This window comes from Paraburkholderia sp. GW821-FHT02A12 (assembly GCF_059422005.1).
In genome coordinates this window covers 3,395,433-3,406,631 of the sequence record NZ_JBWKWA010000001.1, presented here as the reverse complement: position 1 = coordinate 3,406,631, position 11,199 = coordinate 3,395,433, and the positions used below count along the sequence as shown (strand labels likewise).

Below are 11,199 nucleotides of genomic sequence, written 5' to 3'. Positions count from 1 at the left end.
TAGAGTTGTTTATGAGCACTATTCCATTGACGAAGCGCGGCGCAGAAATGTTGCGCGATGAATTGCAGCGCCTGAAATCGGTTGAACGTCCCTCGGTGATCAACTCGATCGCGGAAGCGCGTGCCCAGGGCGATCTGTCGGAAAACGCGGAATACGACGCGGCGAAGGAAAAGCAGGGTTTCATCGAAGGCCGTATTGCCGAAATCGAATCGAAACTGGCCGGTGCGCAAGTCATCGACCCGTCCAAGGTGGACGCGGACGGCCGCGTGGTGTTCGGCGCGACGGTGGAACTGGAAGACCTCGATTCGGGTGCTTCGGTCAAATACCAGATTGTCGGCGACGACGAGGCGGACATCGATGACGGGCTGATTTCGATCAGTTCGCCGATCGCGCGCGCCTTGATCGGCAAGTCGGAGGGCGATGTTGCATCGGTCCAGGCGCCGGGTGGCGTGCGCGAGTACGAAGTCGTCGCGGTGAGCTACGTTTGAAGGTGGCCCCGGTGTCCTTGATGCCGCATCGACTGTTTCGTCTGCTGACCGTGTTGTGGGTCGGCAGTTTGCTGACGATCGGCTATGCGGTCGCGCCGGTGCTGTTCACCTCGCTGGACCGGATGACGGCGGGTGCGGTTGCGGCGCAATTGTTCCGTATCGAAGGTGTGCTGGGTGCGGTATGCGGCATCTTGCTGCTCGGACTGGCCAATGTGCTGGTTCGCCGCGGCAGCGACGCATATCGCCGCTTGCGCTGGCTGATCGCCGGCATGCTCGTATGCGTGCTGGTGGGTTACTTTGCGTTGCAGCCTTTCATGAATGCCATGCGCATTGCCGCGCTCGAAGCGGGCAGCGACGTCGGGCATTCGGCTTATGCGACGCGCTTCGGCATTCTGCACGGCGTGTCGAGTCTGTTCTATCTGTTCGAGAGCCTGCTGGGCCTGGCGCTGGTGTGGAAGCTGCCGGTGGGTGTCGGCGTAGCGGCGGCGGAGCAGGGCGCTCGAGCTTCCGCGGGGAAAGTGGCCGGCTGAGTGAGGCTCGGCGGCGCCGCAAGCGCCGCTTCGGTTTGCCCAGGCGGCACACGTTAAAGTGCGGACCTTGCCCGCACCGTCATCATTCGCTTACTTCGACTGATGCGCGCGCTTCGCGCTGGTCTGGCGCTTCTTGGCCCGCTTGATGTTGCCGCCTTGCGTTACGCGTTCATTGCCGCGCACCACGACGGCTTTCGCCTTCGGCTTGCGCATCGGGATCTCGCTGGGCTTCACGACCGTGACCACGCGAGGCGCGCGGCCTTTACCCGGTTTGGCGTCGACCGCGGCTTCGCGGGCGCTCGGCAGGGCGCCGCGCCGCGCCTTCACGGCCGGTTGCGCGGCTTCCGGCTTCCAGATCACCAGCAGCTTGCCGATATGCTGGATCGGCGCGGCGTTGAGCTTGTCGCAGATCTGTTCGTAGATGGCGATGCGTTCCTCGCGTTCGTCGCCGAACACGCGGATTTTGATCAGCTGATGCGCGCCAAGGTGGACCTTGATTTCGGCGAGCACGGCGTCGGTCAACCCTTCGGCGCCGACGAGCACGACCGGTTTGAGCGCATGTGCCTGGGAGCGCAACTCGGCGCGTTGGTCGGAAGAGACTTTGAGGGCTGGCATGGAAAGTGGGAGACTCGACTAAAATGGCGGCACCTGCATTTCCGAGAGATTCGGCATTTTGCGCAGGGCGGCGCGTCAGAACAACAGAATCGCGGATGACTGCCAGTTTTGGCGGTGGCCGCGCGAATTAACCGCGTATTATCCCCTAAAGCGCGACATCACGCAGCAAGAGTTCAACGTTTAATGGCAAAAAACAAGTTCAATACGGCGTGGTTGCACGATCACATCAACGACCCGTACGTAAAAATGGCGCAACGGGAGGGTTATCGCGCCCGCGCAGCCTACAAGCTCAAGGAAATCGACGAGCAGGACAAGCTGATCCGGCCCGGCCAGGTGATCGTCGATCTCGGCTCCACGCCGGGCAGCTGGAGCCAGTACGCCCGCAACAAGCTCGCCAAGGGCACGCAACGCGACGCCGAGCGCGAGGGCGGCATTGACGGCACCATCATCGCGCTGGACATCCTGCCGATGGAGCCGATCGCCGACGTCCATTTCATTCAGGGCGACTTCCGCGAAGACTCGGTGCTGGTCCAACTGGAAGAATTAGTCGGCGAGCGCCAGGTTGATCTTGTAATTTCGGATATGGCGCCCAACCTGTCGGGAGTGGCGGTGGCGGATGCCGCGCGGATCGAGCATTTGTGCGATCTCGCGCTGGAGTTCTCGCAAAATCACTTGAAGCCGGATGGTGCCCTTTTAGTCAAATGCTTTCACGGCAGCGGTTACAGCCAGATTGTCGAAAAGTTCAAGCATCAGTTCAAGGTGGTGGCGGCCCGCAAGCCGAAAGCGTCGCGGGACAAATCGTCAGAAACGTTTATTTTGGGTAAGCATCTGAAGCGGCCAGCATGAAAGGGGCGCTGCAGGACAGTTCCGGATGGGCCGATAAGGGCTCCGTGGCGCCGGAAAATGGCGCTGCAACAACCCGCTACGCTATTTCTGTGGTAGCGAAACCTTATGGCAGGGGTCTGCGGACTGGATTAGAATGCTTTCGTGGTGCCGCAAGGCAAATGTAGGCGCCCGTCTAAGTGAAGGAGTGGTGCTTTGAACAACAATATGTTTTCGAAGGCAGCAGTGTGGCTGGTTATCGCACTGGTGCTGTTTACGGTGTTCAAGCAGTTCGACAAGCCCCGTGTCCAGGAAGGCGTTTCCTATTCGCAGTTCATGGACGACGCGAAGAACGGCAAAGTCAAGACTGTCATCGTTCAGGGGCGGAACCTCACGGTCACTCCAGCAGACGGCCAGAAGTACCAGATCGTGTCGCCGGGCGACATCTGGATGGTCGGCGATCTGATGAAGTATGGCGTTCAGGTGAGCGGCAAGGCCGATGACGAACCGAATGCGCTGGTGTCCGCGCTGTACTACCTCGGGCCGACGATCCTGATCATCGGTTTCTGGTTCTACATGATGCGACAGATGCAGGGGGGCGGGAAAGGCGGTGCGTTCTCGTTCGGCAAATCCCGTGCGCGTCTGATCGACGAAAACAACAACGCAATCAATTTCACCGACGTCGCCGGTTGCGACGAAGCCAAGGAAGAAGTCTCCGAACTGGTCGACTTCCTGCGCGATCCGCAGAAGTTCCAGAAGCTCGGTGGCCGCATTCCGCGCGGCGTGCTGCTGGTCGGCCCGCCGGGAACCGGTAAGACGCTGCTGGCGCGCGCTATCGCCGGCGAAGCGAAGGTGCCGTTCTTCAGCATCTCCGGTTCGGACTTCGTCGAAATGTTCGTCGGCGTCGGCGCGGCCCGCGTGCGCGACATGTTCGAGCAGGCGAAGAAGCATGCGCCGTGTATCGTGTTCATCGACGAAATCGACGCGGTCGGCCGTCATCGCGGCGCCGGCATGGGCGGCGGTAACGACGAACGCGAACAGACCTTGAACCAGATGCTGGTCGAGATGGACGGCTTCGAGGCGAACTCGGGCGTGATCGTGATCGCTGCAACGAATCGTTCGGACGTGCTCGACAAGGCGTTGCTGCGTCCGGGCCGATTCGACCGCCAGGTGTACGTGGGCCTGCCGGACATCCGTGGCCGCGAGCACATCATGAAGGTTCACCTGCGCAAGGTGCCGATTTCGAACGACGTCGACGCTGCGGTGATCGCACGCGGCACGCCGGGCTTCTCGGGCGCCGATCTGGCGAACCTCGTGAACGAAGCAGCCTTGTTCGCGGCGCGCCGCGGCAAGCGCATCGTCGAAATGACGGACTTCGAAGACGCGAAGGACAAGATCTTCATGGGGCCGGAGCGCAAGTCGGCCGTGATCCGCGAAGAATCGAAGCGCGCCACTGCGTATCACGAGTCGGGTCACGCGGTGATCGCCAAGCTGTTGCCGAAGGCCGATCCGGTGCACAAGGTCACGATTATTCCGCGCGGCCGTGCGCTGGGCGTCACGTGGCAGTTGCCGGAGCATGACAACGAAACGTATTCGAAGGACTACCTGCTGGATCGTCTCGCGATCCTGTTCGGCGGTCGTGTCGCGGAAGAACTGTTCCTGAACCTGATCAGCACCGGCGCATCGGACGACTTCAACAAGGCGACGCAGACGGCTCGCGCCATGGTGGCTCGCTTTGGTATGACGGACGCGCTCGGACCGATGGTGTACGTCGACGACGAAAACGACGCAACGCCGTTCGGCCGTGGCTTCACGCGGACCATTTCGGAAGCGACGCAGCAGAAGGTCGATGCGGAAATCCGCCGCGTGCTGGACGAACAGTACAATCTCGCGAAGAGCCTGCTGGGCGAGAACCGCGACAAGGTCGAAGCCATGACCGCCGCGCTGATGGAGTGGGAAACGATCGACGCCGATCAGATCAACGACATCATGGCAGGCCGTCCGCCGCGTTCGCCGAAGAGTTCGCCGCCGTCGGCAAGCGACGCCTCGTCGGGCGGCAGCCCGGGCACCGAGGTCAAGCCGGGCAGTGCAACAGCGCCGGCCTGATAGGCGACAGGAAGATAGTGCGGGCCGGTGTGATTCACACCGGCCCGTTTTGCATTTGTCCGTTTTATCTGAATGATCCGCTACGTGTCGAACGTGTTGAACGCTGAATTTCCCGCTTTTCCCATGCCCGAGCCGCTGCAATGCGGCCGCTTCAAACTGACCTTTGAACGCCCGTTGGTGATGGGCATTCTGAACGTCACACCCGATTCCTTCTCCGACGGCGGCAAGTACGCGATGCGCGGCGACGCGCTGCGCCAGGCCGAACGCATGCTGCTCGATGGCGCCGACATCATCGACATCGGCGGCGAGTCGACTCGCCCGGGCGCGCCGCCGGTGCCGCTCGACGAGGAGTTGGAGCGGGTGATTCCGCTAGTCGAGCAACTGCGCGGCGCGAATGTGCCGCTTTCGGTCGATACATACAAGCCGGAAGTCATGCGCCGCGCATTGAGCGCGGGCGCCGACCTGATCAACGACATCTGGGGATTCCGGATGCCCGGCGCGATCGACGCGGTGCGCGACAGTCGATGCGGTCTGTGCGTAATGCATATGCTCGGTGAGCCGCAAACCATGCAGCTCGGCGAGCCTGCCTATGAGGATGTGGTGGCCGAAGTCCGTGGCTTTCTCGAAGAGCGCGTGGCGACGTTGATGCAAGCCGGTGTCGCCCGCGCGCGGATCAGTGTCGATCCGGGATTCGGCTTCGGCAAGGCGGTGGTCGAACATAATTACGCGCTGCTCGCGCATCTGCCGGACACGGCGCCGCACGCGAAGCCGCCGTTCCCGATACTCGCGGGCATGTCGCGCAAGTCGATGGTCGGCGCAGTGGTCGGGCGTCCGGCGCCGGAGCGTGTCGCGGGCAGCATTGCCGCAGCGGTGTGCGCCGCCGAGCGGGGTGCCGCAATCTTGCGCGTGCATGACGTTGCGCAAACAGTAGATGCATTGAAAGTATGGGCAGCTATGCGCGACGCGGCGAATCACAGCCGTGTGCGCCGCTGAGCCCGCAAGCAAGGAGGAACATAAAATATGGCACGTCGTTATTTCGGAACGGACGGGATTCGGGGCAAGGTTGGCGAGGGGCCCATCACGCCGGAATTTGTATTGCGGCTCGGCTACGCGGCCGGCAAGGTGCTCGCGGGCGCGGATCGCTGGGCCAGGACGGGCGCGCGGCCCACGGTGCTGATCGGCAAGGACACCCGCGTCTCGGGCTACATGCTCGAAGCCGCGCTCGAAGCGGGAATTTCCGCAGCAGGCGTCGACGTGATGCTGGCCGGCCCGATGCCGACGCCGGGCATCGCCTATCTGACGCGCGCGCTACGGCTTGCCGCAGGCGTAGTGATCAGCGCGTCGCACAATCCGTATTACGACAACGGCATCAAGTTCTTTTCCGCCGACGGCAACAAGCTGCCGGACGAAGTGGAATTGCAGATCGAAGAGCAACTCGATTTGCCGCTCGCGTGCGCGGCGTCCGAACAACTCGGCAAGGCCCGGCGTCTCGACGACGCCGCCGGCCGCTACATCGAGTTCTGCAAGAGCACATTCCCGGCTGCGTTCGACCTGCGCGGCCTGAAACTGGTGGTCGACTGTGCGCACGGCGCCGCGTATGACATCGCGCCGCACGTGTTCCATGAACTCGGCGCCGACGTGATCCCGATCGGCGTCGCGCCGAACGGCTTCAACATCAACGACGGCGTGGGTGCGACCGCGCCGGACGCGCTGGTGCGTGCGGTGCGGGCAAACCATGCGGACCTCGGCATCGCGCTCGACGGCGACGCCGACCGCTTGCAGGTCGTGGACGCGGCCGGCCGCCTGTATAACGGCGACGAACTGCTGTACGTGCTGGTGAAAGACCGGATCGCGACGGACGGCAAGGTGGAAGGCGCGGTCGGCACCTTGATGACCAACATGGCAGTCGAAGTCGCGTTGCAGCAAGCCGGTGTGAAGTTTGTCCGCGCGGCAGTGGGCGACCGCTACGTGCTCGAGCAGTTGCGCGAGCACGGCTGGCAATTGGGCGCCGAAGGCTCCGGCCACATCCTCTCCCTTGACCGCCATTCGACCGGCGACGGCATCGTGTCGGCGCTGCTGGTGCTGGCGGCAATGAAGCGCAGCGACAAGACGCTCGCCGAATTGCTCGAGGGCGTCACACTGTTCCCGCAGAAGCTGATCAATGTGCGGATGCAGCCGGGCGCCGACTGGAAGGGCAGCGACGCGATCCGTCGGGCGATCAGCAACGCCGAGGGGGCGCTAAATGGTCGCGGCCGCGTGCTGATCCGCGCATCGGGCACCGAGCCGGTGCTGCGCGTGATGGTCGAGGCGGAGCACGTCAATGACGCGGTCCACCATGCCGAAACGATCGCTAACGCTGTGAAGCTGGCTACGGCTTAAGCGAACACGACTGCCAGGCGGTGCCGGTTGCGGACGATCACCCGATCGTCCGCAACCGGCACGTCCAGAACCGGCATCCGCCAAACCCCAAAATCCCGCGTCACGTCCCGTTCGTCGTGCACAAAAGTTCACGCAAACGTTCGCGCCCCATCTTTTTCACCTAATCTCTACAGTTACAGCGGCAACATCGTAAAAACGCCGATTCAGCTGTCAAAACGCCTTTCACATTAGTAATCCGGTTGTCACATACGTTTCACGATTGGTCACGTTACTGTCATAAAGAGACCCTAAGCTTCGCGGTGTTCGTGTCATCCGCTCACACCCTTGGAGGTCTCATGAAATTGATGCAAACCGTGTTCGCTGGCGTCGCTGGCGCGCTTTTCGCGATCGCAGCGCAGGCCGCAGACATCACCGGCGCGGGCAGCACCTTCGCAGCACCGATCTACACGAAGTGGGCCGACGCCTACCAGAAGTCCGGCGGCGGTAAGGTTAACTACCAGGGTATCGGTTCGTCGGGCGGCGTGAAGCAGATCGTCGCCAAGACGGTCGACTTCGCCGGTTCGGACGCCCCGCTGAAGGACGACGAACTCGCCAAGGAAGGCCTGTTCCAGTTCCCGACGGTGGTCGGCGGCGTGGTGCCGGTCGTGAACGTGCCGGGCGTGAAGCCGGCTGAACTGACGCTGTCGGGCGAAGTGCTCGGCGACATCTACCTGGGCAAGATCAAGAAGTGGAACGATCCGGCGATCGTTGCACTGAACCCGAAGGTCAAGCTGCCGGATACCGACATCGCCGTGGTGCGTCGCGCCGATGGTTCGGGCACCAGCTTCATCTGGACGAACTATCTGTCGAAGGTCAACGCAGACTGGAAGTCGAAGGTTGGTGAAGGTTCGACGGTCAACTGGCCGACCGGTACGGGCGGCAAAGGCAACGACGGCGTCGCAGCCTTCGTGCAACGCCTGCCGGGCGCAATCGGCTACGTGGAATGGGCGTACGCGAAGCAGAACCACATGACGTATGTCGCGCTGAAGAACTCGACGGGCACGGTGGTCGAGCCGAAGACGGAAACGTTCAAGGCAGCGGCAGCGGGCGCGGACTGGTCGAAGTCGTTCTACCAGATCCTGACGAACGAGCCGGGCAAGAACGCATGGCCGGTCGTCGGCGCGACGTTCGTGCTGCTGCACACGACGCAGGAGAAGGCTCCGCAAGGCGCCGAAACGCTGAAGTTCTTCGACTGGGCGTTCAAGAACGGCACGCAAGCCGCAAACGAACTGGACTACATCTCGCTGCCGGATTCGGTTGTGTCGGAAATCCGCACGCAATGGAAGGCGAAGGTGAAGGACGCTTCGGGCAAGTCGCTCGCGGAATAAGCGAAGCGGTAAGCAGTCGCATCTCGCAAGACGTTGGCCGTCCTCATGTGAGGACGGCCAACGGCATTACCGGCCGCACGACACATGTCATCCGACAACTGGAAACAGGTCCATCAGGCTCTCATGTCCGATATCCATTTAGCGTCTGGCGCGACCAGGTCGACACCGCCCGGCAGTTCGGCGCAGCAGAAAGCGCCCAGCCGCGCCGGCGACGTTATTTTCGGCGGCCTCGCACGCCTCGCCGCCATTGTTACGCTGCTGCTGCTCGGCGGCATCATTGTCTCGCTGATCGTCGCGTCCATGCCGTCGATCAAGCAATTCGGCCTCAGCTTCCTGTGGACCGCCGACTGGGATCCACCCAGCAAGCAATTCGGCGCATTGGTGCCGATCTACGGCACGATCGCCACCTCGATCATTGCACTCATCATCGCGGTGCCCGTCAGCTTCGGCATCGCGCTCTTCCTGACCGAACTCTCGCCAGCCTGGCTGCGTCGTCCGCTCGGCATCGCGATCGAACTGCTCGCCGCGATTCCGTCGATCGTCTACGGCATGTGGGGTCTGCTGGTGTTCGCGCCGATCTTCGCGACGTGGTTCGAAAAGCCGCTCGGCGCGGTGCTCGGCGGCATTCCGATCGTCGGCGCGCTGTTTCAGGGCGCGCCCATCGGCATCGGCATTCTGTGCGCGGGCGTGATTCTCGCGATCATGATCATTCCGTATATCGCCTCGGTCATGCGCGACGTGTTCGAAGTCACGCCGGTCCTGTTGAAGGAATCGGCATACGGCATTGGCTGCACGACCTGGGAAGTGATGTGGAGGATCGTGCTGCCCTTCACCAGGAGCGGTGTGATCGGCGGCGTGATGCTCGGCCTCGGCCGCGCGCTCGGCGAGACGATGGCGGTCACCTTCGTGATCGGCAACACCAATCTGCTCGACAACGTGTCGCTGTTTTCGCCGGGCAACAGCATTACCTCGGCGCTCGCCAACGAGTTCGCTGAAGCTGACGCGGGCCTGCATACGTCGGCGCTGATGGAGCTCGGCCTGATCCTGTTTGTGATTACTTTCATCGTGCTGGCGATCTCGAAGGTTATGCTGCTTCGCCTCGAAAAAGGGGAGGGCGCGAAATGAGCCAGCCCACGTTGAACATGCCGGGTTCGAATGACGCCGCCGCGCTCGAAGCGATGCGCGTGCGTCTGCAAGGCCGTCGCCGCCTGAAGAACGCCGTCGCGCTGACGCTGTCGCTCGGGGCGATGGCCTTCGGTCTCCTCTGGCTCGTGTGGATTCTCTATACGACGCTGCGTCTCGGTATCGGCGGCCTGTCGGTCGAATTGTTCACGCAATCCACGCCCCCGCCGAACACCGATGGCGGCGGTCTCGCCAACGCGATCGTCGGCAGCCTGATGCTGGTCGCGCTCGCGACGTTCGTGGGCACGCCGATCGGCATCCTCGCCGGCGTGTATCTGGCCGAATACGGCCAGAAAGGCTGGCTCGCGAGCATTACGCGTTTTATCAACGACATTCTGTTGTCGGCGCCCTCGATCGTGGTGGGTCTGTTCGTCTACGCGCTGGTCGTCGCGAAGATGGGCCACTTCAGCGGCTGGGCCGGCGTGTTCGCGCTCGCGCTGCTGCAGGTTCCGATCGTGATCCGCACCACGGAAAACATGCTGAAGCTGGTGCCGAACGCGCTGCGTGAAGCCGCTTTCGCGCTCGGCACGCCGAAGTGGAAAATGGTGCTGTCGATCACGCTGAAGGCCTCCATTGCCGGTATTGTCACCGGCGTGCTGCTCGGCGTTGCGCGGATCGCCGGCGAAACCGCGCCGCTGCTCTTCACGGCGCTGTCGAACCAGTTTTTCTCGTTCGACATGGGCCAGCCGGTCGCGAACCTGCCGGTCACGATCTACAAGTTCGCGATGAGCCCGTTCGCGCAATGGCAATCGCTCGCGTGGGCCGGCGTTTTCCTGATCACGCTCGCGGTGCTGGGACTGAACATCCTCGCGCGCACGATCTTTTCGAATAAGTAAGGGCGGAGTGTAATCCGATGAATATGGCAGAAACTCAAATCAATCCGATCGCGCGCGCCACCGCGCCCGCCGGTTTCGATCCCGCCCAAAGCGGCCAGGCACAAACGCCGTCGCGTCCGAAGATCGAGGTCAACGACCTGAATTTCTTCTACGGCAAGTATCACGCGCTGAAGAACATCAATTTGCACATTCCCGAAGGCAAGGTGACCGCCTTCATCGGCCCGTCGGGTTGCGGCAAGTCCACGCTGCTGCGCACCTTCAACAAGATGTACGCGCTCTATCCGGAGCAGCGCGCCGAAGGCGAGATCCTGATGGACGGCGAAAACCTGCTGACTTCCAGGCGCGATATTTCGCTGCTGCGCGCGCGGATCGGCATGGTGTTCCAGAAGCCGACGCCGTTTCCGATGTCGATTTACGACAACATCGCGTTCGGCGTGAAGATGTTCGAAACGCTGCCGCGTTCGGAAATGGACGACCGCGTGGAATGGGCGTTGACCAAGGCCGCGCTGTGGAACGAGGTAAAGGACAAGCTGGGCCAGAGCGGCTACGGTTTGTCGGGCGGCCAGCAGCAGCGCCTGTGTATCGCCCGCGGCATTGCGATCCGTCCTGAAGTGCTGCTGCTCGACGAGCCGTGCTCCGCGCTCGACCCGATTTCGACGGGCCGTATCGAGGAACTGATCGCCGAATTGAAGAGCGATTACACGGTGGTGATCGTGACCCACAACATGCAGCAGGCGGCCCGCTGTTCGGACTACACTGCCTATATGTACCTCGGCGAACTGATCGAATTCGGCGACACTGAAAAGATCTTCATCAAGCCGGTCCGCAAGGAAACCGAGGACTACATCACCGGCCGCTTCGGCTAAGCCGACGA

General features: G+C 62.4%; 11 protein-coding genes. 10 read left to right on the top strand and 1 reads right to left on the bottom strand.

Annotated features, from left to right (window positions below; translation table 11 throughout):
* Positions 1-11 precede the first annotated feature (11 nt).
* Entirely contained in the window at positions 12-488 is a 477-nt protein-coding gene (gene greA, locus AC07WT_RS15475; RefSeq protein ID WP_492590891.1) for a transcription elongation factor GreA, read from the top strand.
* A 20-nt stretch (positions 489-508) separates the two neighbouring features.
* Positions 509-1,018 carry a DUF4149 domain-containing protein gene (locus AC07WT_RS15470; RefSeq protein WP_494947652.1) on the top strand — a complete coding sequence of 170 codons (510 nt, stop codon included), beginning with the start codon at positions 509-511 and terminating at the stop codon, positions 1,016-1,018.
* A 90-nt stretch (positions 1,019-1,108) separates the two neighbouring features.
* Here AC07WT_RS15470 and AC07WT_RS15465 read toward each other — a convergent pair whose 3' ends face one another.
* Positions 1,109-1,633: a YhbY family RNA-binding protein gene (locus AC07WT_RS15465; protein WP_492590889.1), complete on the bottom strand. Its 525-nt coding sequence runs from the start codon at positions 1,631-1,633 to the stop codon at positions 1,109-1,111.
* A gap of 183 nt (positions 1,634-1,816) precedes the next feature.
* On the opposite strand from AC07WT_RS15465, the gene AC07WT_RS15460 reads away from it, so the two are divergent.
* The 8 genes from AC07WT_RS15460 to pstB all read left to right on the top strand — a co-directional run bounded on the left by AC07WT_RS15460 (position 1,817) and on the right by pstB (position 11,191).
* Entirely contained in the window at positions 1,817-2,479 is a 663-nt protein-coding gene (locus tag AC07WT_RS15460) for an RlmE family RNA methyltransferase (protein WP_492590888.1), read from the top strand.
* A gap of 192 nt (positions 2,480-2,671) precedes the next feature.
* Positions 2,672-4,561: an ATP-dependent zinc metalloprotease FtsH gene (gene ftsH / locus AC07WT_RS15455; protein WP_492590887.1), complete on the top strand. Its 1,890-nt coding sequence runs from the start codon at positions 2,672-2,674 to the stop codon at positions 4,559-4,561.
* Positions 4,562-4,684: 123 nt separating this feature from the next.
* Positions 4,685-5,554, top strand: coding sequence for a dihydropteroate synthase (folP, locus tag AC07WT_RS15450; RefSeq protein WP_494948438.1), 870 nt, complete (start codon positions 4,685-4,687; stop codon positions 5,552-5,554).
* Positions 5,555-5,581: 27 nt separating this feature from the next.
* Complete coding sequence (gene glmM / locus AC07WT_RS15445; RefSeq protein WP_494947651.1) at positions 5,582-6,940, top strand: phosphoglucosamine mutase; 1,359 nt, start codon at positions 5,582-5,584, stop codon at positions 6,938-6,940.
* Between the two features lie 335 nt (positions 6,941-7,275).
* Positions 7,276-8,307 carry a phosphate ABC transporter substrate-binding protein PstS gene (pstS, locus tag AC07WT_RS15440; RefSeq protein WP_494947650.1) on the top strand — a complete coding sequence of 344 codons (1,032 nt, stop codon included), beginning with the start codon at positions 7,276-7,278 and terminating at the stop codon, positions 8,305-8,307.
* Positions 8,308-8,430: 123 nt separating this feature from the next.
* The gene (gene pstC, locus AC07WT_RS15435) at positions 8,431-9,432 is read left to right on the top strand and encodes a phosphate ABC transporter permease PstC (RefSeq protein WP_494947649.1); all 1,002 of its coding nucleotides are present in this window, start codon (positions 8,431-8,433) and stop codon (positions 9,430-9,432) included.
* A complete protein-coding gene (pstA, locus tag AC07WT_RS15430) occupies positions 9,429-10,325 on the top strand; it encodes a phosphate ABC transporter permease PstA (RefSeq protein ID WP_492590882.1) in 897 nt (298 codons plus the stop codon). Before pstC ends, pstA begins: the two co-directional genes overlap by 4 nt.
* 17 nt (positions 10,326-10,342) lie before the next feature.
* Positions 10,343-11,191, top strand: coding sequence for a phosphate ABC transporter ATP-binding protein PstB (gene pstB / locus AC07WT_RS15425; RefSeq protein ID WP_492590881.1), 849 nt, complete (start codon positions 10,343-10,345; stop codon positions 11,189-11,191).
* Positions 11,192-11,199: the final 8 nt, after the last annotated feature.